Raw genomic sequence first — 22,671 nt, forward strand, 5'->3', positions numbered from 1 at the left:
CACCCACCGCGACACCCGCGAGGGAGGTCGGTCCTGGTTCTCGGACACGCCTCGACGACCGGTCGGGCCGCCCTTCGGCGCTCTACCGGTGCGCGCCTGCCAGCCTGCGCCCGCCGTGCGTCGGTGTGGTCCGCTACCCTCGCCCGGGTGACCGACCTGGCCCCCTACGAACAGACCTGGATCGACATCCTGGACGAGCTGCGGAACTGTCCCGGAATCAAGGTCCACAACGAGTACCGGGAGATCGACCCCGACATCGAGGACGCCGAGACCAGCCTCGACGTCATCTCCCGCGCCACGGGCATGCCGCTGGCGGCCTCCTTCCGGGACTGCCACTTCCGGTTCGAGTATCTCGGCAGCGCCTGGGAGAGCGCCGAGGGGCAGGACCATTTCATCGCCGGGGAGTTCTGCCTGGAGGCACTGGAGAACGCCGTGCTGCATCAGCGGCCGCTCGAGCTGTGGGCGGACCTGACGCCCGAGCAGGAACGGCTCCAGCCCGAACTCCGCGGCATCGACGGCACGCCCGAGTGGGGCACCGGCCATCTCGCCGCGCTCCGGGTGCAGCCGGGCGTCGCGCAGCCCGAGATCTGGTTCGACAACACCAACGACCACTACTACAGGCTCGACCTGGACTACCGGGGCTATCTCGACGCCCTGCGCGTCACGAAGGGCACCTTCGGCTGGCAGTACCTGTTCACCGAGTCCTCGCTCAGGGGCGACGCCAGCACGGCCCGGAGGCTCCGCACGATGCTCGAACTGTTTCCGACGTGGTTTCCCGACCACGACTACGACCCGTTCCGGCGACGGTTGGACCTGGCTCTCAAGCGTCGCTGAGCAAGCCGAGTGACAGGCGCCGCACGCGTCGCCGGTGCGTACGGCCGGAGCCGACCTCGCGCGCCGATCGTCGGGTCCCGACCTCCGGTCGCGGAGGTCGGGACGCCTTCGCCCCGGGATCCTGCAACAGACCTGCACACGGACGGCATTGACCCTCCTCTTTCCCGGGCCATAGGCTGACGACGCGGGCAAGCGCTTTCCACGCCGTCGGAACCGCCCCGCCGAGCAACTGGCCCACGCCGACGGGCCAGGTCAAGGTCGACGCCACGATCGACGTCCCGACCAGCCTCGACGGCGGGCTCAAGCGCTACTACGGCATCGGCGACGGCGGGCAGGGCGAGAGCCAGGACCCGATGTTCGTGCTCGCGCCCGGGGCCACCCTGCGCGACGTGATCATCGGGGCGCCGGCCGGGGACGGCGTGCACTGCGAGGGCAACTGCACGCTGGTCAACGTGTGGTGGGAGGACGTCGGCGAGGACGCCGCCACCTTCCGCGGCGGCACCACGTACACGGTGGACGGCGGCGGCGCCCGCTCGGGCAGCGACAAGGTGTTCCAGCACAACGGGCCGGGCACCGTGCACATCCGCAACTTCCGGGTGGAGAGCTCGGGCAAGCTCTACCGAACCTGCGGCAACTGCTCCACCTCCCACCAGCGGCACGTGGTGATGGACAACGTCACCGCCACCTCGACGAAGGTGCTGGCCGGCATCAACGCCAACTGGGGCGACACGGCCCGGTTCAGCCGGATCACCATCCTCGACGACCCGAACCGCACGACCCGGATCTGCGTCAAGTACAAGGGCGTGCCGAAGGGCAGCGAGCCGACCGAGATCGGCGAGGGCGCGGACGGCGTGAACTGCCTCTACTCCGCCTCGGACATCACCTGGCGGTAGCCCTTGCGAGGGCGGCGGCCCCGCGGACGGCGTACCGGCCGTGCGCGGGGCCGCCGTGCGGGGTCACCCGTCCCGCGCGCCGCGCGACGGCGGCGGTAGCGTGGCGCGACATCACGGCCCGTGGGGCGGACTCCCCCCGCCGGCGTGGCGCTCGCGATCGTACGGAGGAGGGTGCATGTCCCACGGCGAGGAGCCGTTCGCGGCACGCGAGGACGCGACCTCGCGGCCCAGCTTCGACCTCACGCTGCGCGGCTACGACAAACGGCAGGTCGACCGGTACGTCGAACGGGTCGACGGCGAGCTGTCGACGCTGGCCGCCGAGCGGGAACGGGCCTCGGGCCAACTGCGGGAGCTGACCGCGGAGCTGCACCGGCTGCGCGCGGAGGTCGCCGAGCTGCGCGAGCGGCCGGCGCAGCCGGACCGGGCCTCCTTCCGGGACCTGGGCCCGATGGTCGACCAGATCCTGGCCCTGGCCGAGAAGCAGGCCGCGGTCATCACCGACGCCGCCGACCAGCGGGCCGCCGAGCTGCGCGCCGAGGCGGAGCAGGCGCTCACCCAGGCCCGGGAACAGGCCGCCACGACGCTGCGCGAGCTGGCGGAGGAGACGGCGGCGCGGCGCGCCGAGGACGAGCGGGAGCACGAGGAGCGCCGCGCCAACGCCCAGGCCGAGCTGGCCCGGATCCGCGAGGCGGCGGAGCGGCTGCGGGCGGCCGGCGAGGCGGCGCACGACCACGCGCTCCAGGAGGCCAAGCGGATCGACGAGCAGAACGCCCAGCAGCTCGAACAGGCCCGCGCCGAGGCCGAGGCGTTCCTGACGGCGGCCCGCACCCAGATCCAGCAGGAGGTGCAGGCGGCGCGCGCGAAGACCCAGCAGGAGCTGGGCCAGTGGCAGGCCAGCGTGGAGCGGGAGATCAACGAGCGGCGGTCCGCCGCCGAGCAGGAGGTCACCGAGCAGCGCGCGGCGGCCGAGCGGGAGCTGGCCGCCCAGCGTACGGCGGCGGAGCAGGAGATCGCGACGCTGATCGCCGAGGCGCAGCAGTACGCGGCCAAGGTCCGCCAGCGCGCCGACGAGCAGGCCGCGACCCATCAGCAGCAGCTCCTCGCGGCGCAGCAGGGCATCCGGGACCGCCGGGAGGCGCTGGCCCGGTTGCAGTCCGAGCTGGACACCGCGCAGCAGCAGCTCGCCCAGGCGCGGCAGGAGAGCGGCAGCGCCGAGCGCGAATACACGGAGCTTCAGCAGCGCCTCGGCGAGACCCGGCAGGAGCTGACCGACGAGCTGCACCGGCTGGACGAGGCGCGGCGCGCCGCGGACTCCGCCGAGCAGCACGCCAAGGAGGTCCGCGCCCGGGTGAAGCGGGAGGCGAAGCGGGTGGCGGACCTGGCCGCGGCGGCGGTCATGGCGGCCGCCACGGGCGGCGCGGAGACCGCCGAGTACCCGCAGGTGGCCGCCCGGCCGCGCGCCGACCGGCCGGTGGCGCCCGTCGCCGGCCCGCCGGCGGCCGGGTCCGGCGACGGGGCGGACGGGGCCGGCGACACGGCGGGCACCTCGCCCGAGGACGACGGGCGGGCACCGGCCGGCGCCCCGCCGCAGCCCCCGGGCGACCCGGTGGTGGCCGCCGGCTGACCCGCCGGCGGCGGCGCCGGTGTGCGGGGCGGGGACGTCACCTCCGGGGGCGCGGCAGCCCGGCCGCCGCGTCCCGCAGGTCAGGGACGCATCTCGTACGTGCCGCTGAGCGCCGCGACCCGCGCCCACACCCGGGCCGTGCGCTCCGCGTCCGCTACGGGCCGGCGGACGTGCGCCAGCGCCCAGGACGCCTGCGCCTCGGTGGCGGCGGCCTTGCCGTGCAGCTCGGTGGCGTACCCGGAGAAGTCGCGGACCAGCACGTCGAAGATCTCGTCGAGCACGTCTCGGTCCAGGCCGGTCAGGCCGGCCTGCTCCAGGATCAGGTGGCCGTAGACGATCAGCGCGAAGAGCTGGCCGAGGGCGAGCAGGAAGTCGAGGTCGCGCTGCTGCTCCTCGCTCGGGGCGTGGGCGGCCAGCAACGCGCAGAAGCCGTCCGCCTGCTCCCGGAAGCGGGCGACGTTCGGCACGTCGGCGTGCGCGTCGTAGGCGGCCCGCCAGTCGTGGAACCGGATCGCGCCGAGGCCGCGGGCCGGGCCCTGGCGGAAGAGGAACTCGTCGTCGGCGGGGTCGTGCCGCGTCGGCACCGGCGGGTGGTCGACCGGGTGGAACAGGTAGTTCGCCATGAACTTCAGGATCAGCGCGAGGTTGACGTGCACCGTCCCCTCGAGCTTGGGCAGCCCCCGGATGTCCTTGGCGGCCTTGTCGAAGTACGTGTCCGCCTCGAAGCCCTTCGCGGCGATGACGTCCCAGAGCAGGTCGACGACCTTCTCGCCCTCGGTGGTGACCTTCATCTTGGTCATCGGGTTGAACAGCAGGTAGCGGCGGTCGTCCGGACCGGCCGAACGGAGGTAGTCGACGGCCCGGTCGCTGAACAGCTTCATGGCCACCAGGCGGGCGTACGCGTCGGTCAGCTCGCGCCGCACATGAGGGAAGTCGGTGACCCGCCGGCCGTAGAGGACCCGGTTGTGGGCGTGGGTCACCGCCTCGTACATGGCGTGCTCGCAGATCCCGATGGAGGCGGTGCACAGGTTGAACTTGCCCACGTTGACCGTGTTGAGGGCGGCGTCAAACGCGGCCCGGCCGGTGTGCAGCACGTCCTCGGCGCGCACCGGGTAGTCCGCCAGGCGGAACTCGCTGACGTACATCTGCGCGTTCACCACGTTGCGGACCAGGTGGTACGCGGGGTGGCGGCTGTCGGCGGCGAAGAAGACGTAGCCGTCCGGGCCCGCCACGTCGGCGCGGCGGCCGAAGACCGAGACCAGCCCGGCGACGTTGCCGTTGCCGATGTAGTACTTGGCGCCGGTGGCGCGGAACCCGCCCGCCCCGTCGGGCGTGAGGAGCATGTCGGTGGAGTAGATGTCCGCGCCGTGCGCGCGTTCGGAGAGGCCGAACGCCATCACGTGGCCGTCGTCCAGCAGCGCGGCCGCGCGGGCCCGGGCGGCGGCGTTGTCGCTCTGCCAGACCGGGCCCAGGCCGAGCACGGTGACCTGCCAGGTGTACCAGTAGCCGAGGCCGTAGAAGCCGAGGAGCTCGCTGAGCGCGGCGTTGCGGGCGGTGTCCCAGCGCTTCGCGGGGTCGCCTCCGCCCTCGGCGGCCGGCGTGCAGAACGCGGCGAAGAGCCCCTCCTTCGCGGCGAAGTCCAGGAAGTCGCCGTACCACTCGTGCCGGTTGTACGTGTCGAGCAGCGCCTTCTTGCCCCGGCCCTCGAACCAGTCGACGGTGGCACGCAGCAGTCGGCGGGACTCGTCGTCGAGGTGGGCGGGGTCGTAGGTGCGCGGGTTGAGCAGCGGCGAGTCCGCCACGGCGGGACTCCCTTCGGTCGGGTGGTCAGTGGTCCAGGTCGCGCAGGGTGGCCAGCACGTCGTCGAGCCAGGCCAGCACCATCCGCTCGTACGCGATGCCGCCGCGCAGCACGACGTGCTGGAGCGCCTGCCCGGCGTCGAGCGCGGCGGGGTCGGGGAAGTCCCGTTGCTCGCCGGCCAGGTAGCGGGCGAGCGTGGCCTCGTGGGTGGCGCGGTAGCGCTCGACCTCGGCGACGAGCGCGGCGCGGCCGGCGGCGTCGTCGAAGGCGGCACCGCGGATCTTGACGGCCAGCTCGTGGCGCACCGCCTCCGGCTGGACGGGGGCGCGCAGCCAGGTGACCAGCGCGGACCGGCCGGCCTGCGCCACGGAGAAGGACCGCTTGTCGGGGCGGCCGTCCTGGCCGATCTCCTCGGCGGTGACCCAGCCGTCGGCCTCCATCCGCTTCAGGACGCGGTAGATCTGCTGGTGGGTCGCCGTCCAGAAACGGCCGATGGAGCGCTCGAAGCGCCGGGCCAGCTCGTAGCCGGACCCGGGCTGTTCGAGCAGGGACACCAGGATCGCGTGTTCGAGCGCCACGCCGCCATCTTGCTATGCAACTCGTTGCATAGCAAGGTCGCGCCGGCGGTTGCCCTACACTCGCTCGCGGCGGGCGGTAGCGCAGAGGTCGTCGCGCCTCCCTCTCATGGAGGAGGACGCCGGTTCGATTCCGGCCCGTCCGCCGCCCGGGCGTCGTCCGCCCGATCCGTGCGGGCCGTAGCGCAGCGGTCGTCGCGCCCGGTCTCCGAAACCGGGAGGACGCCGGTTCGAATCCGGCCGGCCCGCATCCCCTAGACTTCCCCGCCGAGCGGGTCGTAGCGCAGCGGTCGTCGCGCCCGATTGCGAATCGGGAGGACGCCGGTTCGATCCCGGCCGGCCCGCTCCCGACGGGGAACGGGGACGCCGAGGTGGAGCGCCGACGCGAGCGAGAGAAGCAACTGCGGATCCTCCGGTACGCGTCACCGCCGCCGATGGTCGCCGCCGTCACCGCCCGCCGGCTCGCCGGGGACTGGCGGGGCGCCTGCGCGGCCGCACTGGTCGACGCGCACATCGACCTGCGGGACGTGGCGTCCCGGTACGGTGCCGACGAGGCCGCCCGGATCGAGAGCGAGCTGCGCGGGTTCGCACCGGACCTGCTGCGCCGGTTCCTGCCCCGCACGTCCTCGCTGGCGCTCGTGCCCACGGCTCGGGTCGTGCTGTCCCGGCTGGCCGAGCCGGTGCGCACCCGCCCGGGCCCGCGCCGTCGGGGCACCCCGCTGCTGGTCGCCACCCTGCCCGCCACCGACCGCCGCCCCCAGCGCGTCGCGCTGCGCGTCACCGACAGCCTGGACCTGCCGAACGCCTGGTACGACCTGCCTGACTGGTGCTGGCACGCGGACGCGGTCGCCGCACGCCGTTGGGCGTACGGGGCGTCGGACGACCGGCTCGCGTGGCACACGGCGGACGGGCGCCCACACCGGCAGGGCGAGTCCACGCCGACCGGCTCTCCGGCCGACCGGGCGGGCGAGGTGGAGACGGTCGCCGCGCTGCTCGCGGCGGGGCGCACGATCGCGGCGTACGAGGCGGTGGGCTGGACGGTCGACGCGGCCGGGGGCGCCCACTGGTACACGGGGTGGCCGACGGTGGAGCAGGTCCTCGGATGGCACGTCGCGGCGCTGCCCGTGCTCGCCGCCGAGGCCCGCCGCCTCGCCCGCCGCTACGGCGCGACCACGCTGCACCTGGCCAACTCGCCCCTCGCCGTCGACGTGGCCGACGGCGGCGCCCTGACCGTCCGGGCCGCCGCGCCGGGTTCCCCGCGGGGCGGGCCGAACGTGTTCGGCACGCCCGCGCCGATGGACGTCGCGCTGCTGCGCCGGGGGATGCTGACGCCGGACGAGCTGCACCCGCTGGTACACGAGGCGTTGTTCCCCGGCCGGACGCAGGCGTGGCGGGTCCCGCAGCCCGCGCCGCCGCCGCCGTTCCGCGTGCGGTGTGGACCGGACTGGCACCTCGTCCGGGTCGCCGACAACCGGATCGAGACCCCGCACCACACCGATGAGGAGCTGCGCCGGGAGTTCCTGCTCGCCGGCCTGGGCGGCCCGATCGGCGGCTGCGCGGCGGCGGTGCGGGCCTGGCGTACCGGGATGAAGCCGGTCCCCAAGGAGATCCGCAAGATCCGTCGGGACCTGTTCGGGCGAGCCTTCCACGGTGACACGGAGGGACTGCTCTCCCTCATCTTCGACGGCATGGATCCCGGACTGCGCGACGGCGTCGGAGGCACGCTGATGCACCGGCTGGCGTTCGTGGACCACACCCAGATGCTGCCGATCCTCACCGCCGCCGGGCTCTGCGTCGACGAGCCCGACCGGGACGGGAACACCCCGTTGCACGCCGCCGCCGCGGCGGCGGCCACCGAGGTGATGGCGGCCCTGGTCGACGCCGGCGCGGACCCCGACGCGGTGAACCGGGAGGGCCGCACCGCCGCCGAGGTGCTCGCGGCGGCCCGCCGGACGGGCGGCTGATCATCCCCTGTCGGTGGCCTTCGGTATGCTCCCGCGCGGCGAGGCCGTAGCGCAGAGGTCGACGCGCCTTGACAGCAAGCTGGAGGACGCCGGTTCGAATCCGGCCGGTCTCGCCGCCACCCCCCACGGAGGAGCATCGTGTCCGTCGACCGCGCCGAGCTGGCGGCCTGCCTGGCCGTCCTCGCCCGCCTCGACGACGCCGACCTGGACGAGGCGACCCGGCAGGAGCTGGAACGGGCGGTCACCGCCGCCCACCGGGGCGTGAAGAGGCGCGCGAAGGCCCGCCGCGACGCCGCCAGCCGGGCGGCGGACCGCGCGCTGCTGGCCGGCGCCACCCGCTTCCACACCGAGATCCCCGACCCCGCGCCGCCCGGCCCCGCCGGGGCCGACCGGCCCGCCGCCGGGACCGCGGGCCCGGTCTCCGACGGCGGCGCCGGGGCGCGCGGGCCCGGCGGGAGCCCGTTCGGGCCGGCGGGGCGCGGGGCGCTGCGCCGGGCGCGGCAATGCTACGTGTGCAAGCAGCCCTACCGGCAGGTGGACGTGGACTACCACCTCATGTGCCCGCCGTGCGCGGCGGAGAACCGCGAGCGGCGGCACGCCCGCTGCGACCTGACCGGCCGCACCGCCGTGGTGACCGGCGGTCGGGTGAAGATCGGCTTTCACACCGCGCTCAAGCTGCTCCGCGACGGCGCCGAGGTGATCGTGACGACCCGGTTCCCCCGCGACGCGGCCCGCCGCTTCGCCGCCGTGCCGGACGCCGACGACTGGGCCGACCGGCTCTACGTGCACGGGCTGGACCTGCTCGACCTGGCCGGCACCCTCGACTTCGTCGCGCTGGTCGGGCGGCGCCTCGCCGGGCTGGACATTCTCGTCAACAACGCCGCGCAGACGCTGTACCGGCCGGAGGCGTACCACCGGGAGGTCCGGGCGGCCGAGTCCGCGGCGCTGGAGGGGCCGGCGGCACGGATCGCGATCGGCGCCGCGCCGGCCGGCCCGACGGCGCAGCGGCTGCCCGTCGGGCTGGACGCGTTCTTCCCCGCCGGGCGGGTCGACGAGACGGGCCAGCCGCTCGACCTCCGCGAGGTCAACTCGTGGGTGCTCAGCGACGCCGACGTGAGCCCGCACGAGTGGTTGCAGGTGCACGTGGTCAACGCCTTCGCGCCCTTCCTGCTCACCTCCCGGCTGCGCCCGCTGATGCAGGCGAGCGCCCACCCGCAGCGGCACGTCGTGCAGGTCTCGGCGATGGAGGGCAGCTACTCCCGCTCCGGCAAGACCACCCGGCACCCGCACACCAACATGGCCAAGGCGTCGCTGAACATGCTGGTCCGCACGGTCGCCGCCGACTACCTGACCAGCGGCATCCACATGAACAGCGTGGACACCGGCTGGGTCACCGACGAGCGGCCGCACCCCGACAAGACCGCCCAGCGGGAGCTCGGCTTCCGGCCCCCGCTCGACGTGGTCGACGGGGCCGCCCGCGTCTACGACCCGATCGTGCGGGGTGTGCGCGGCGCCCCGGTGAGCGGCCAGTTCCTCAAGGACTACCGGAGTGTGCCCTGGTGACCGACCCGACGCCGGTGCGGTGCCCGGCCATCGCCGACCCCGACGCCGGTCTGGCCCACCCGGGCGACTTCGACCCGCTGCTGGTCCGCCTCGCGGTGCCGGACGCCGTCGTCACGCCCGAGGAGTTCCCGCGCGGCACGGTGCAGCCCGACGGCCGGCTCGACCTGTGCAAGCAGGGCGTCGGCCCGGTGCAGACCGCCCGGATCGTGGCGGCGGCGGTCGACTCCCCGCTGGTGCGCCACCTGCTGCTGGGCACCAACGGCCTCGGCCCGGACGGCGCCCGGGCGGTGGCCGACGCGCTACGCCCGGGTCACCACCTCCAGACGCTCTACCTGGGGTGCAACCGGATCGACCGGGCCGGGGTGGACGCGCTCGCCGCGCGACTGGCCGGCGACGACACCGTGCGGGCGCTGTGGCTCAAGCGCAACCCGGTCGGCGACGAGGGCGTCCGGCGGCTCGCCGCCGCGCTCGCGGTGAACTCGGCCATCCGCACGCTCGACCTGGTCAACGTCGGGATGAGCGTCCGCGGGCTGGCCGCGCTCGCCGAGGCGCTGACCGTCCGCGAGCGGCCGGTGCAGCGGCTCTTCCTCGGCGGCAACGGCTTCGGGCCGGACGCCGTGCCGGTGCTCGGCGCGCTGGTCCGCTCCGCCGGGGTCCGGGAGCTCTACCTGGCGGCGAACCACCTCGGGGACTCCGGCGCCGCCGCCCTCGCCGAACTGGCCGACGGGGTGGAGGTGACGCTCGGGCTGGGCGGCAACGGCATCACCCCGGCCGGGGTGGCGGCGCTGGCCCGGCACCTGGGGGCCTGGCGGGCGCTGGACCTGGCCCGGCCGCCGTCGGAGCGGGCGCTCGGCGCGCGCGGCAACGTGGTCGGCGACGAGGGCGCGGCGGCGCTCGCCGACGTGCTGCCCGCCGCCCGGCTGCGCCGGCTGGACCTGCGGCGTACGGAGATCGGCGGGCGGGGCGCGCGGCGGCTCGTCGAGGCCGTCGAGGGCCACCCGACGCTGGAATACCTGGGCATCAACGGGGGCGTGCCGCGCCGGCAGCGTCGCCGGGCCTCGGCGCTGCTCGCCGAGCGGCCGGTCACCGCGCCGCACGAGGACATCCGGGCGATCGCGAGCGTCTACCGGTGAACCCGCCCGTCGTCGACGAGATCCGCACCTGGCAACGGATCCGCCGGTACGCGGTGCCGGCCGCGATGGTCGAGGGGTGCACGGCGGCCCGGGAGGCCGGCGACTGGCGGGCCGCCTGCGCGCACGGGCGGGTCGACGTGGCGTTCGACCTGGCCGAGGTGGCCCGGGAGCACGGCCGCGCCCGGGCCGACCGGATCGAGACGGATCTCGGCGTGCTCGCCCCGGACCTGCTGCGCTGGCACCTGCCCCGGGTGCTCGGCGGCCGCACCGGCGTGGCCACCCACCAGCGGTTCCTGCTGTCCACGTGGGACGCGCGCTTCGGCGACGACGACGTCGCGCTGGTGGTGGACACGCCGAAGACCGTGGACGGGTCGCAACGGCTGCGGCTGAGCGTCCGCCCCGTGCAGGCGGGCGAGGCCGCCCCGCAGGACCTGCCGCCGGCGTACTGGAGCGCCGCGCACGTCGACGGCCTCGCCGGCGCGTACGGCGGCTCGCCGGCCCGACTGCCCGGCTTCGAGCCCGACGGCACGGTCCGGCCGTTCGAGGCGTACGCGACGGCGGTCGACCCGGGCGACCCGGCGAGCCGGCCCGAGGTCTTCGACCGGCTGGTCGCCGGCGGCGAGCTGGCCCGGGCGTGGGCGGTGTCCGGCGTCGACCTCGACCCGGAGGTGCCGGAGAGCTACCACCTGAACCGCGAGGTCGAGATCGCCGCGCGCGGCTGCCTGGTCCCGCTCGGGCTGGACGCCGAACTGGCCCGGCTGGAGGCCCGCTACGGCGTCGGCCGGGTCATGATCTGGTCCGGGTGGCGACCGGTGGTCGAGGTGCGCCGGCGGGGCGACGGCACGGTGACCGCCGCGTTCGCCGGTTGGGAGCAGGAGCACTTCGCCCGCCTCCGCTTCGCCGGCGTGGTCCACGAGCGACCCGCCGACCTGGACCTGCTGCGGCACGGCCTGCTCGACCCAGCCGAGCTGCACCCCCTGGTGCGCCGGGCCCTGTTCGCGTCGGCACCGTCCACGCCGGACGGAGCGGCCGTGCCGGGCGACCGCCGAGCTGCCACGCGGGCGGAACGGCTGCGGGCGGCGCGGCCCGAGGCGGCGGAGCCGACACGGCCGGGCACGGTGCGGCCCGAGGCGGCACAGGCGGAGCCGGCACAGGCGGGGACGGCCGCGCCGGAGGCGGCCGGCCTGCGGGTGGACGTGCCGGTGCGGTGCGGGGGTGAATGGCACACCGTGGTGCACGGCGACGGCCGGCTCGACCCGGTCTCGCACACCGCCGAGGAGGTCGCCGGGGAGGAGCTGCTGCGTGCCCTGGGCGGGCGGTCGACGGGCTGCTTCGCGGCGGTGCAGGCGTGGCGGGGCGGCCCGGGCCGGCTGCCCCGGCCGCTGCGCGAGCTGCGCCGCGACGTGCTGCTGCGCATCCAGCACGGCGGCGCGGCGGCGTTGGCCGCGGTGCTCGACGCGGGGCTCGACCCGAGGATGGGCGACGGCCGGGGCGGCACGCTGCTGCACCACCTGCGCGCCGTGGACGACGTCTCGCTGGTCCGGCGGCTGCTCGACGCCGGCGTGCCGATCGGGGCCGGGGACCGGCGGGGACGCACCGCGCTGCACGTGGCCGTCGGCGACGGAGGCAGCCCGGAACTGGTCCGCGCGCTGCTGGCCGCCGGCGCCGACCCGCACGCCCCCGACGGGGACGACCTCACTCCCTGCGACCTGGCGGAGGGAAAGGCGAGCATGTACGACGACGGGGAGGTCGGACAACCGGTGTTGCGGATCCGGGACGTGCTGACCGAGTGGGTGCGGCGGTGACGGCAGCGCTGGCGGCGGCCGACGACCTCGTCGCGGCGACCCGCGCGTGGCGCACCGAGCCGGCCACCGACCCGAGGGTCGAGGCGCTGGCCCTCGCGGTGGCGGCGAACCTGCCGGTGCTGCTGTGGGGCGAGCCGGGCATCGGCAAGTCCGCGACCCTCCAGCAGCTCGCCGAAGGGCTGGGCCTGCCGCTGGAGACGGTCATCGCCAGCGTGCACGAGCCGTCGGACTTCGCGGGCCTGCCGATCGTCGGTGACTCTCCGGCCACCGACGGGGTGCCGATGGCGCCGCCGGACTGGGCGGTCCGGCTGGCGCGTACCGGATCGGGGTTGCTCTTCTTCGACGAGCTCTCCTCCGCGCCGCCGGCGGTGCAGGCGGCGCTGCTGCGGGTGGTGCTGGAGCGGCGGGTCGGCAGCCTCTCGCTGCCGCCGTCGGTGCGGATCGTGGCCGCCGCGAACCCGCCGACCAGCGCGGCGGACGGCTGGCACCTGGCCCCGCCGTTGGCGAACCGGTTCGTGCACCTGCACTGGACGCACGACCCGCGCACCGTCGCGCGGGGCCTGGCCGGCACCTGGCCGGCGGTGACCGTGCCGGCGGTCCGGCCGGGGCGCACCGCGGCGGCGCTGGCCAGGGCGCGCGGGGCGATCGCGGGTTTCCTCACCGCCCGGCCCGGGCTGACCCATCACCTGCCGGCCGACGCCGAGGCCCGCGGCGGCGCCTGGCCGTCCCCGCGCACCTGGGAGATGGTGCTGCGGCTGCTCACGTTCCACCACGCCGCCGGGACCGACGCGCAGGCGCTCGCGCTGGCCGTGATCGGCGCGGTGGGCGACGGCGCGGGGCTGGAGTTCGTCACCTACCTGGAGAACCTCGACCTGCCCGACCCGGAGCGGGTGCTCGCCGACCCGGAGGCGTTCCGGCTGCCCGAGCGGGGCGACCGGCAGTTGGCGTTCCTCACCGCGGTGATCTCCGCCGTGCAGGCGAAGGTCGACCGGTCGCGCTGGGAGGCCGGCTGGGTGGTGCTGGGCAAGGCGGTCGAGGCGGGGGTGCCGGACGTCGCGGCCCGCGCCGCGATGGACCTCGCGGCACTGCGCGACCCCTCCTGGCCGGTGCCGCCGGCCATCCACGCCTTCGCCGAGGTGCTGCGGCTCTCGGGTCGCCTGTCCGGATGAGCCCGGGCGGCGGCCGGCTGGACCGCACCAAGCTGCTCGCCGCCCGGTTCCGGGCGGCGCAGGACCGGCCCTACCTGGCCACGGCGCTGTACAGCGTCACGGTGGTCGAGTCCCGGGACGTGCCCACGATGGGCGTGGACCGGCGGTGGCGCTGCCACGTCTCGCCGGGGTTCGTCGACCGGCTGCCGGTGGCCCAGCTCGCGGCGGTGTGGATCCACGAGGTGGCCCACCTGCTCCGCGACCACCACGGCCGCGCCGACCGACTGCCGGTCGGGCAGCGGCGCGACCACCACCGGGTCAACGTCGCGCAGGACTGCGAGATCAACGACGACCTGGTGGCCGACCGGCTGCCGCTGCCGGCCGACCGGGTCGAGCCGGAGACCTTCGGGCTGCCGACGGGTCTGTTCTTCGAGGCGTACCTGCCGCTGCTTCCCGCGGGTCTGCGCGGACACGAGGCGCATGACTGCGGCTCCGGGGCGCACGGCATCGAACGGCCGTGGGAGCGCGACGGCGCCGGCGGGGTCAGCGCGGTGGAGGCGGGGGCGATCCGCCGGGAGACGGCACAAGCGGTCCGCGCGCACGTCCGGGCCCGGGGCACCGTCGCGGCGGGGTGGGAGCGCTGGGCCGCCCAGCTGCTCGAACCGAGGGTGGACTGGCGGCGGGCGCTGACCGGCGCGGTACGCGAGGCGGCCGCCTGGGCCGGCGGCGCGGTCGACTACACCTACCAGCGGCCCTCCCGGCGCGCCGCGGCCACGCGGGGGGTGGTGCTGCCCAGCCTGCGTCAACCGGTGCCCCGGGTGGCGGTCGTGGTGGACACGTCGGGGTCGATGGGCGAGCCACAGCTCGCCGCGGCCCTCGCCGAGGTCGCCGGGGTGCTCCGGGCGGTCGGCGTCGGCGGCAACCGGGTCACCGTGCTCTCCTGCGACGCGGCCGTGCACGTCGTACGGCGGGTGCACACCGTCGGCGAGGTGCGGCTGGCCGGGGGCGGCGGCACCGACATGCGGGTCGGCATCGACGCCGCGCTGCGCGGTCGACCGCACATCGTGGTGGTGCTGACCGACGGGTTGACGCCGTGGCCGGCCACGCCGCTGGAGTCCACCCGGGTCATCGCGGGGCTGATCGGGACGGGCGCGCCGCAGCCGCCGTCGTGGATCACCACCGTCACGATCGACGACTGATCCACCGGCGTCGCCGGCCGCTGCGCGGGGAGCCGGACCCAGACTGGTCCAACCAATTGACGGGTTGATGTGTGCTGCGCCACACTCCTCGGCATGGACTTCGCCCCCGTCCCCCGCTCGTCGGTCTCCGACCACGTCTTCGGCCAGATCCGCGACGCCATCGTCAGCGGCTCCTACCGCCCGGACGAGGCGCTGCCCGGCGAACGGGAGCTGGCCGCCACCTTCGGTGTGAACCGGCATGCCGTCCGCGAGGCCCTGCGGCGGTTGCAGCAGCTCGGGCTGGTCCGGGTCAGTCAGGGCGGCGCCACCCGGGTGCTGGACTGGCGGGTGCACGCCGGGCTCGACCTCGCCCTGTCCCTCACCCGTTTCCACGACACCCTCCCAGTGGACACGCTGGTCCGGGACATGCTGGAGATGCGGGCCTGCGTCGGCGTCGACGCGGCCCGGCTCTGCGCCGAGCGCGGCGACCCGGCGGCCCGGGCCGCGATCCCGCGGGCCGTCGAGGAGTACGCGGGGCTCGCGCCGGACCTGACCGGGATGGGCGAGGCGACGATCGTGCTCTGGCGGCACATCGTCGCCGGCTCCGGCAACACCGCCTACCTGCTGGCCTTCAACAGCCTGGTGGCCGGCGCGCTCGCCGTCGGCGAGGTGCCACCGGAGCGGCGTGCCGCGGAGCTGCTCGACGTCGCCGGCCACCGCCGGCTCGCCGACGCCATCGTCACCGGCCGGGGCCGCGACGCCGCCCGCGAGGCACGCGCCCTGCTCACCGCACCCCTCGCCACCCCCGCCGCGCCACCGAGAAGGGAAGCCCGGGCATGATCCCCGCCGTGCTCTACGCCGTACCGGCGTTCCTGCTCCTCATCGCCGTCGAGGCGCTCTCCTACCGCTTCGCGCCCGACGACGACGAACGCGGGTACGAACTGCGCGACACCGCCACCAGCCTGACCATGGGCGCCGGCAGCCAGGTCATCGGCGTGCCGTGGAAGCTGCTGACGATCGGCCTCTACGCCGCCGCGTACACGGTCGCCCCGATCCAGCTCTCCCCCACCAGCGTCTGGACCTGGGTCCTGCTGTTCTTCGCCGACGACCTGGCCTACTACTGGTTCCACCGGTCCCACCACGAGGTGCGGCTGCTCTGGGCCGGGCACGTGGTGCACCACTCCAGCGTCTTCTTCAACCTGTCGACGGCGCTGCGGCAGAGCTGGACCCCGATGACGTCGATGCCGTTCTGGCTCGGGCTGGCGCTGCTCGGCATCCCACCGTGGATGATCTTCCTTCAGCAGTCGATCAGCCTGCTGTACCAGTTCTTCCTGCACACCGAGCGGATCACCGTGCTGCCCCGACCCATCGAGTGGATCTTCAACACGCCGTCGCACCACCGGGTCCACCACGGCGCCAACGCCGAGTACCTGGACCGCAACTACGGTGGCATCCTGATCGTCTGGGACCGGCTGTTCGGCACCTTCGAGCCCGAGCGCGCCGCCGTCCGGTACGGCCTGACGAAGAACATCGACACCTACAACCCGCTCCGGGTCGCGACCCACGAGTACCGGGCCATCTGGGCGGACGCGCGGGCCGCCTCGTCCTGGCGGCACCGGCTCGGCTACGTGCTCGGCCGGCCCGGCTGGCAGCCCACCGCGCGGGCGCAGCCGATCGCGGCCCGATGAGGCGGCTCTGGCCGTTCGGCGTGGTGGCCGCCGTCGAGCTGATCGGCGTCGCGTCCGACGTGACCGCCCTGCAGTGGCTGGCCAAGCCCCTGCTCGCGCCGGTGCTGCTGGCGTACCTGCTGCGGGTGCGCCGGCGCGTCGACGGCGTCGCCGTCGGGCTGGTCTTCGCCACCGCCGGCGACGTCGCGCTCCTGCTCGACGGCCGCACCGCGTTCCTCGTCGGCATGGGGTGCTTCCTCGGCACGCAGGTCGGCTTTTTGAGCGCCTTCCTGCGTCACCGGCGGCCGCCCGTCGCCGCGGTCGCCGGCTACCTCGCCTGCTGGGCGGCGGCCAACGTCGTGCTGTGGAACGCCCTCGGCCCACTGCGGCTGCCGGTCCTCGGCTACAGCCTCGCGCTCAGCCTGATGGCCGCCGCCGCGACCGGCGTCTCCCGCCGGGCGGCCGTGGGCGGGGCGCTGTTCCTCGTCTCCGACCTGCTGATCGGGCTGGACGCCGCGGGCACCACGCTGCCCGGCCACAGCCTGGCCGTGATGACCACCTACATCGCGGCCCTGCTGCTCATCACCACCGGGTGGGCGCAGGCGACCGGCCGCGCCCCGACCGCCGTCGGCGGCCCCTCCCGCACCCCGCGACCGGTGCCGGGCGGCGCCCGGTAGCCGACGGCCCCGCGCCCGCCGATCCGCTCCGGGCCGCCCGGCACGGTGACCGGACGGAGGGCGCCGACCGTTGGGCCTACTGTCCGGGGGTGAGCCGCACCCGGCGCAGCAACTGCGCGTTGACGGCCACCACGATGGTGGAGGCGGACATCAGCACCGCCGCGACGGCCGGGCTTAGCGCGATGCCGGCCCAGGCCAGGACGCCGGCGGCCAGCGGGATCGCCACCACGTTGTAGCCGGCGGCCCAGGCCAGGTTCTGGATCATCTTCCGGTACGACGCCCGGGACAGCCGGAGCACGCCGGTGACGCCGCGCGGGTCGGAGGAGGCCAGGATGACGCCGGCCGACTCGATCGCCACGTCGGTGCCGGCGCCGATCGCCACGCCGACGTCGGCGCGGGCCAGGGCGGGGGCGTCGTTGACGCCGTCGCCGACCATCGCCACGGTCAGCCCGCGGGCCTGCAGGTCCGCGACCGCCCGGTCCTTGTCGGCGGGGAGCACCTCGGCGAAGACCTCGTCGAGCCCCGGCCGGAAGCCCAGGTCCGCGGCGACCGCCTCGGCGACCGGCCGGGCGTCGCCGGTGATCATCGCGATCGTCCGTACGCCGTGCTCGCGCAGCTCGGCGATGGCCGCGCGGGCCTCCGGGCGCACCTCGTCCTCGAGGGCGAAGGCGCCCACCGCCGACGGCCGGCCGTCGGCGGGCAGCCGCAGGAGGTGCAGCACCGCCGCGCCGCGCGCCGACCACCCCCGGGTCGCCGCGGCGAGGTCGTCCGGGACGTTCGCCCCGAGCTCGCGCACCAGGGCCGGACCACCGACCGCCCAGGTGGCTCCGTCGACGACGGCCTGGACGCCCCGGCCGGGCAGGGACCGGAAGTCCCGGGCGGTCGCCTTCAGACCGCGCTCCCGCGCGACCGCCACCAGCGCGCGGGCGAGCGGGTGTTCGCTGTCGGCCTCGACCGCGCCGGCGACCCGCAGCACCTCCTCCTCGGTGGTGCCGCCGGCGGCGGCCGTGGCGGTGACCGTGTGGGCGCCCTTGGTCAGGGTGCCGGTCTTGTCGAACAGCACCGCGTCGACGGTGCGCATCCGCTCGAGGGCGAGGCGGTCCTTGACCAGGATGCCGGCCTTGGCCGACAACGCCGTGGAGAGCGCGACCACCAGCGGGATGGCCAGCCCGAGCGCGTGCGGACAGGCGATCACCAGCACCGTCACCGATCGCACCACGGACTGGTCCGGGTCGCCCAGCGCCCACCAGGCGGCGAAGGTGACCAGCGCGGCGGCGGTGGCGACGTAGAAGAGGGTGGCGGCGAACCGGTCGGCGAGGACCTGGGCCCGGCCGCCGGACGCCTGCGCCTGCGCGACGAGCCGGCCGATGCCGGCCAGCGCGGTGTCCTCGCCGACCGCGTCGACCCGCACCCGCAGCGTGGAGTCGGTGGCCACCGTGCCGGCCACCACCCGGTCGCCGACCCCGCGCGGCACCGGCCGGGACTCCCCCGTGATCATCGACTCGTCCAGCTCGGCGGCGCCGTCGACGATCGAGCCGTCGGCCGGGACCCGGCCCCCGGAGCGGACCAGCACCACGTCGCCCACCCGCAGGTCGGCCAGCGGCACGCGGTGCGGGGTGCCGTCGTCGCCGAGCCGCTCGGCGTCGTCGGGCAGCAGCGCGGCGAGCGCGGCGAGGGCGCCCCGCGCCTGGCCGATGGCCTTCATCTCCTGCCAGTGCCCCAGCAGCATGATGGTCACCAGCGCCGCCAGCTCCCACCAGAAGTCCAGGTCGAACGCGCCCACGCTGGTCGCCACCGAGGCGACGTACGCCACCGTGATCGCCATCGAGACCAGCAGCATCATCCCGGGGGCGCGGTCGCGGACCTCCCGCACGGCGCCCACCAGGAACGGCCAGCCGCCGTAGAAGAAGACCACCGAGCCGAGGACCGGGCCCACCCAGCTCCTGCCGGGGAACTCCAGGGTGTAGCCGAGCCAGTCCATCACCAGGTCGCTGGTCAGCACGATCGGCACGGTGAGGGCGAGGCTCAGCCAGAACTTCCGGCGGAACTGCGCGGGGTCGTGCCCGGCATGCTTGTCGTGCCCGCCGTGCCCGCCGTGCCCGCCGGGCTGCTCGGGGCCGTGCCCGCCGGCACCACCCTGCCGGTCGGACCGCGCGGGACCGCCGTGCCCGGCGTGGTCGTCACGCCGGCCGGAGCCGGCGTGGTCGTCGCGCCGGCCGGGCCCGCCGGGCGCGGCTGCGCCGTGGCCGTGGCCGCCGGCCGAGCGGGTCGCGCCACGGCGCGGGCGGGCCGCGCGGAACGCCCGTGCGAACACCCGGACCCCCGTTTCCGCCCCGACACCGGGCCGGGGCCATCGGCCCCCGCCGCGCGGCCCGGCGCCCGGGACGGGCAGCCGGCGCGCCCGACAGGCCGCACGACCACTGTAGGAAAACCGGGGGCCGCCGGGCCGGGGATCGCCCCGATCGGCGCGACCCGCGCCACGGTCCGCCCACCCGGTCCGCGGCTTCAGCGCCGGTTCACCGCCAGGCGGTCTCCTCCGCCACCTGTACGCGGTCGAGCAGCGGCCGCCACCAACTCTCGTGCTCCCGGTACCAGGCGATCGTCTCCGTCAGCCCGGTGTCGAACCCGATCCTCGGAGCCCAGCCCAGCTCGTCCCGCAGCTTGCCGGAGTCGAGCAGGTAGCGCCGGTCGTGCGAGGGGCGGTCGGGCACCCGCCGCTTCATCTCGGGGCCGAGGCCCAGCTCCGCGAGCACGGCGTCGGCGAGCGTCTCGACGTCGACCTCGACGCCGCTGCCGACGTTGTACGTCTCCCCCAGCCGGCCGTGCAGCAGCACCGCCTCCACCGCACGGCAGTGGTCGGCCACGTGCAGCCACTCCCGGCGGTTGCGGCTGGAGGCGTAGACCGGCAGTGGCCTGCCCCGCAAGGCGTGCGTGACGAACAGCGGGATCACCTTCTCCGGGAACTGGTACGGCCCGTAGTTGTTGGCGCAGGTCGTGATGGTGAAGGGGATCCCGTAGGTGTGGCCGAAGGCACGCACCGCGTGGTCGCCCCCGGCCTTCGCGGCGTTGTACGGGGTACGCGGCAGGTAGGGCGAGTCCTCCGTGAAGGCGCCGGGGTCGTCGAGCGCCATGTCCCCGTACACCTCGCAGGTGGAGATCTGGTGGAAGCGGATGCCGTCGTGGCCGACCCGCCGGACGGCCTCCATCAGGGCGACCGGGCCAAGCACGTTCGTCTCGAAGAAGGCCGTCGGGCCCAGCACCGCACGCGAGTTGTGCGACTCGGCGGCGAAGTTGACCACCACGTCGACGCCGTGTTCGCGCAGCACCCGCTCCACCGCCGGCTGGTCCCGGATGTCGCCCCGCACGAAGGTGACCGTGTCTTCGAGGTCGGCGAGGTTGGTCAGCGTGCCGGAATAGGTCAGCAGGTCGAAGGCGATCACCCGGTCCCGCGGGTGGGCGCGGCGCCAGTGGCGGACGAAGTTGGACCCGATGAAGCCCGCCGCGCCCGTGACGAGAATCGTGCTCATTCTGCTCTCCTACCTTCGCCGACGGGCCCCGAGGCGGCACCGGAGGGTCGGTCGGCGAGTCCGGCCGGTCCCCGCGACGCGTCCCGCCGTCGGCCGGCCCGCGTGGGTGCTCCACCCCGACGAGTCTGCCCGGCCGCGCGGCGCAACGGGCGGCCGGGCATTGCGGCGTACACCCGGACCGGCGCCTGGGCGGGCGACCGGGCGGAAGCGACGCGCCGCCCCGGCGGCGGTCCGCATGCGGCGCCCGCGCACCCGCGCCACGCACGGCAAGGGCCCTTCCCACGCCGGAGGCGTGCGAAAGGGCCCTTGCACCAGCCGTGCGACGGGAGCGGGGGTCAGCAGTCGGTGAGCTGCCCGCGCAGCTTGTCGAGGGCGCGGGCGAGCAGCCGGGAGACGTGCATCTGGGAGACGCCGACCTGAGCGGCGATCTCGCTCTGCGTCAGGTTGCCGTAGAAGCGCAGGGTGAGGATCTTCTGCTCCCGCTCGTCGAGGGTGGCGAGCGCCGGGCCGAGGGCGGCGCGCAGCTCCGCCAGCGCGAACTCGCCGTCCTCGGCGCCCAGCGTGTCGCCCAGCTCGGTGGCGCTGTCGCCGTCGCCGATGGGGGTGGACAGGGAGACGGCGTTGTAGGCGCGGGCGCCCTCCAGGCCCTCCAAGACCTCTTCCTCGGTGATGTCGAGGTGGACGGCGATGTCGGCGACCGTCGGGGCCCGGTTGAGCGTCTGCGTGAGGACGCCGTTGGCCTCGGAGATGCGCAGCCGCAGCTCCTGCAGCCGGCGCGGGACCCGGATGTTCCAGGTGCGGTCACGGAAGTGGCGCTTGATCTCGCCGAGGATCGTCGGGATGGCGAAGCCGGCGAAGTCGACGCCCCGGGAGGCGTCGAACCGGTCCACGGCCTTGATCAGCCCGAGGGCCGCGGTCTGGGCGAGGTCACCGGTGGGCTCGCCGCGCCCGCTGTAGCGGTAGGCGAGGTGGTTGGCCAGCGGCAACCACGCCTCGATCACCCGGTCCCGCAGCGCCGGCCGGTCGGGGTGTCCCTCGGGCAGGGCGGCGAGGGCGGTGATCAGCTCGCTCGCGCGGGACTCGTCGCCGACGGCCGGGGTGCTGGCGTCGGTGGTGGTCGTCGGCACGGTGGTCGTGGTGATCATGTTGGCCTTCCTGTCCCGCACGGCACGGCGGCGCCGAAAGCGTCGACCGCAGTGCAGCCACCCTAGACCAAAGGTTGCCGCCATATCAACCGAACGGCCGATGGACAGAGGCAATCAAAGCATCGAAAAACGGCCTGGACGGGGATGGTCCCGTCCTCCGTCTCCCGATGCCGGGCCGACCCGGCGGGCGGGTTTGCGGCCACGAGAACGGCGACACGCCCGCCTGGGCGACACCCGTCGCCGCCCCTCCGGCCGGCCGGGTCGACCCCAGCACGAGACCGTGGAGGCGTTCGACCGCCTGGTCGTCGAAGGCGGCGCCCGGCTGCCCCGCCCGTGGCCGGCCCTCGTGGCGACCGGGCTGCTCGGCGGGATCGACGTGGGCACCGGCGTGCTGTTCGGCGCCCTCCTGGCGCGCGGAAGGCTCTTCCACGGCGTGCTCGACTCCGTTCTCGTGTTCGCCGCCCGGACCGCCGGCTGTCTGGACCGGCTCGGCGCCCTGCCCCGACCCGTCCCGGGCAACGTCGTCGGCGGGATGAGGGCTACGCGCCGTCCCCCACCTGGCCCGCGTGCCGCATCGGGCGGCCGACGAGCGCCGCCGCCTCGGGAGGGACTGGGCCGGGTGACAGCCCTGGTCGTGGTCGCGCGGCTTCCCCACCGGACGGATTCGGAGGGCAGGAGCGTCGGGCGGGGTCCCGGATCGGCCCGTGGCCGGCTGGGCGGGTCGCACGCGGGCGATTCGCCCCGACGCCGTCCCGCGGCGGCCGGGTACGCACCGCGACGGCCGGGGACGCACCGCGACGGCCGTCGGAGCCGGACCGCCGGGAACCGGGCCGCGACGAACCACTCCGCCGGCGCGCCCGCGGCGAGCGCGAACCGGACGCCGCCCGCGCGTTCCGAAGGTGCGGGCGCCTCGGCCACCGGCGAGAACCCGGACGGACAGCCCGTTCGGCGGCACGGCCACGGTGTTCCCGGACGACCCGCTGCTCGCCCCACCCGTGCCGTTCACACGTCTCGTCGCCTGACGCCCCCGAGGTCGCCGGCGTCCCTCGGGAGAGGACGGGCGTGGCCCGGGCTGGGGCACCGGGCCACGCCCGCGCACCGATGGGTCAGCCCCAGCTTGGCTCGCGCCGCATGCTG

At 75.5% G+C, this 22,671-nt stretch carries 17 protein-coding genes and 4 tRNA genes; 16 read left to right on the forward strand and 5 right to left on the reverse strand.

The genetic code is table 11. The features are described 5' to 3' along the window. Positions 1 to 147 precede the first annotated feature (147 nt). The 3 genes from ACGF7U_RS29870 (at position 148) to ACGF7U_RS29880 (ending at position 3,351) form a co-directional block, all read left to right on the forward strand. Positions 148 to 834: a hypothetical protein gene (locus ACGF7U_RS29870; RefSeq protein WP_393112366.1), complete on the forward strand. Its 687-nt coding sequence runs from the start codon at positions 148 to 150 to the stop codon at positions 832 to 834. A gap of 176 nt (positions 835 to 1,010) precedes the next feature. Beyond that, on the forward strand, positions 1,011 to 1,727 hold the full coding sequence (locus ACGF7U_RS29875; RefSeq protein ID WP_393112500.1) for a pectate lyase: 717 nt from the start codon (positions 1,011 to 1,013) through the stop codon (positions 1,725 to 1,727). A gap of 175 nt (positions 1,728 to 1,902) precedes the next feature. Beyond that, on the forward strand, positions 1,903 to 3,351 hold the full coding sequence (locus ACGF7U_RS29880) for a hypothetical protein (protein WP_393112368.1): 1,449 nt from the start codon (positions 1,903 to 1,905) through the stop codon (positions 3,349 to 3,351). A gap of 80 nt (positions 3,352 to 3,431) precedes the next feature. On the opposite strand, the gene ACGF7U_RS29885 is transcribed toward ACGF7U_RS29880, so the two are convergent. Both ACGF7U_RS29885 and ACGF7U_RS29890 read right to left on the reverse strand, forming a co-directional pair. After that, positions 3,432 to 5,153: an acyl-CoA dehydrogenase family protein gene (locus ACGF7U_RS29885; RefSeq protein ID WP_393112370.1), complete on the reverse strand. Its 1,722-nt coding sequence runs from the start codon at positions 5,151 to 5,153 to the stop codon at positions 3,432 to 3,434. A gap of 25 nt (positions 5,154 to 5,178) precedes the next feature. Further along, a complete protein-coding gene (locus ACGF7U_RS29890) occupies positions 5,179 to 5,730 on the reverse strand; it encodes a PadR family transcriptional regulator (RefSeq protein ID WP_393112372.1) in 552 nt (183 codons plus the stop codon). Between the two features lie 70 nt (positions 5,731 to 5,800). Here ACGF7U_RS29890 and ACGF7U_RS29895 point away from each other — a divergent pair. The 13 genes from ACGF7U_RS29895 to ACGF7U_RS29955 all read left to right on the forward strand — a co-directional run bounded on the left by ACGF7U_RS29895 (position 5,801) and on the right by ACGF7U_RS29955 (position 16,862). Next, positions 5,801 to 5,873, forward strand: a tRNA-Glu gene (locus ACGF7U_RS29895). 27 nt (positions 5,874 to 5,900) lie between these two features. After that, a tRNA-Arg gene (locus ACGF7U_RS29900) sits at positions 5,901 to 5,977 on the forward strand. Between the two features lie 21 nt (positions 5,978 to 5,998). Next, positions 5,999 to 6,073 (forward strand) — tRNA-Arg (locus ACGF7U_RS29905). Positions 6,074 to 6,098: 25 nt separating this feature from the next. Next, positions 6,099 to 7,691: an ankyrin repeat domain-containing protein gene (locus ACGF7U_RS29910; protein WP_393112374.1), complete on the forward strand. Its 1,593-nt coding sequence runs from the start codon at positions 6,099 to 6,101 to the stop codon at positions 7,689 to 7,691. A gap of 40 nt (positions 7,692 to 7,731) precedes the next feature. Continuing rightward, positions 7,732 to 7,804: transfer RNA gene (locus ACGF7U_RS29915), tRNA-OTHER, on the forward strand. Between the two features lie 25 nt (positions 7,805 to 7,829). Next, on the forward strand, positions 7,830 to 9,254 hold the full coding sequence (locus tag ACGF7U_RS29920; protein ID WP_393112376.1) for an SDR family NAD(P)-dependent oxidoreductase: 1,425 nt from the start codon (positions 7,830 to 7,832) through the stop codon (positions 9,252 to 9,254). Then, a complete protein-coding gene (locus ACGF7U_RS29925) occupies positions 9,251 to 10,387 on the forward strand; it encodes a gala protein (RefSeq protein WP_393112378.1) in 1,137 nt (378 codons plus the stop codon). Before ACGF7U_RS29920 ends, ACGF7U_RS29925 begins: the two co-directional genes overlap by 4 nt. Next, the gene (locus ACGF7U_RS29930; RefSeq protein WP_393112380.1) at positions 10,384 to 12,192 is read left to right on the forward strand and encodes an ankyrin repeat domain-containing protein; all 1,809 of its coding nucleotides are present in this window, start codon (positions 10,384 to 10,386) and stop codon (positions 12,190 to 12,192) included. The genes ACGF7U_RS29925 and ACGF7U_RS29930 overlap by 4 nt, the downstream gene beginning before the upstream one ends. Continuing rightward, a complete protein-coding gene (locus tag ACGF7U_RS29935; RefSeq protein WP_393112382.1) occupies positions 12,189 to 13,361 on the forward strand; it encodes an AAA family ATPase in 1,173 nt (390 codons plus the stop codon). Before ACGF7U_RS29930 ends, ACGF7U_RS29935 begins: the two co-directional genes overlap by 4 nt. Next, positions 13,358 to 14,539 carry a VWA-like domain-containing protein gene (locus ACGF7U_RS29940; protein WP_393112384.1) on the forward strand — a complete coding sequence of 394 codons (1,182 nt, stop codon included), beginning with the start codon at positions 13,358 to 13,360 and terminating at the stop codon, positions 14,537 to 14,539. Before ACGF7U_RS29935 ends, ACGF7U_RS29940 begins: the two co-directional genes overlap by 4 nt. Positions 14,540 to 14,632: 93 nt before the next feature. Beyond that, on the forward strand, positions 14,633 to 15,358 hold the full coding sequence (locus ACGF7U_RS29945) for a FadR/GntR family transcriptional regulator (RefSeq protein WP_393112386.1): 726 nt from the start codon (positions 14,633 to 14,635) through the stop codon (positions 15,356 to 15,358). Continuing rightward, positions 15,355 to 16,206: a sterol desaturase family protein gene (locus ACGF7U_RS29950; RefSeq protein ID WP_393112388.1), complete on the forward strand. Its 852-nt coding sequence runs from the start codon at positions 15,355 to 15,357 to the stop codon at positions 16,204 to 16,206. Before ACGF7U_RS29945 ends, ACGF7U_RS29950 begins: the two co-directional genes overlap by 4 nt. After that, on the forward strand, positions 16,203 to 16,862 hold the full coding sequence (locus tag ACGF7U_RS29955) for a lysoplasmalogenase (protein ID WP_393112390.1): 660 nt from the start codon (positions 16,203 to 16,205) through the stop codon (positions 16,860 to 16,862). Before ACGF7U_RS29950 ends, ACGF7U_RS29955 begins: the two co-directional genes overlap by 4 nt. Before the next feature lie 76 nt (positions 16,863 to 16,938). Here ACGF7U_RS29955 and ACGF7U_RS29960 read toward each other — a convergent pair whose 3' ends face one another. From ACGF7U_RS29960 to ACGF7U_RS29970, 3 genes are all read right to left on the reverse strand, one after another. Then, entirely contained in the window at positions 16,939 to 19,176 is a 2,238-nt protein-coding gene (locus ACGF7U_RS29960; protein WP_393112392.1) for a heavy metal translocating P-type ATPase, read from the reverse strand. Between the two features lie 202 nt (positions 19,177 to 19,378). Next, entirely contained in the window at positions 19,379 to 20,389 is a 1,011-nt protein-coding gene (gene rfbB / locus ACGF7U_RS29965) for a dTDP-glucose 4,6-dehydratase (RefSeq protein WP_393112394.1), read from the reverse strand. A gap of 335 nt (positions 20,390 to 20,724) precedes the next feature. Beyond that, complete coding sequence (locus tag ACGF7U_RS29970; RefSeq protein ID WP_393112396.1) at positions 20,725 to 21,534, reverse strand: SigB/SigF/SigG family RNA polymerase sigma factor; 810 nt, start codon at positions 21,532 to 21,534, stop codon at positions 20,725 to 20,727. Positions 21,535 to 22,671: the final 1,137 nt, after the last annotated feature.

The sequence above is a fragment of the Micromonospora sp. NPDC047670 genome (genome assembly GCF_043204915.1).
Taxonomy (GTDB): domain Bacteria; phylum Actinomycetota; class Actinomycetes; order Mycobacteriales; family Micromonosporaceae; genus Micromonospora.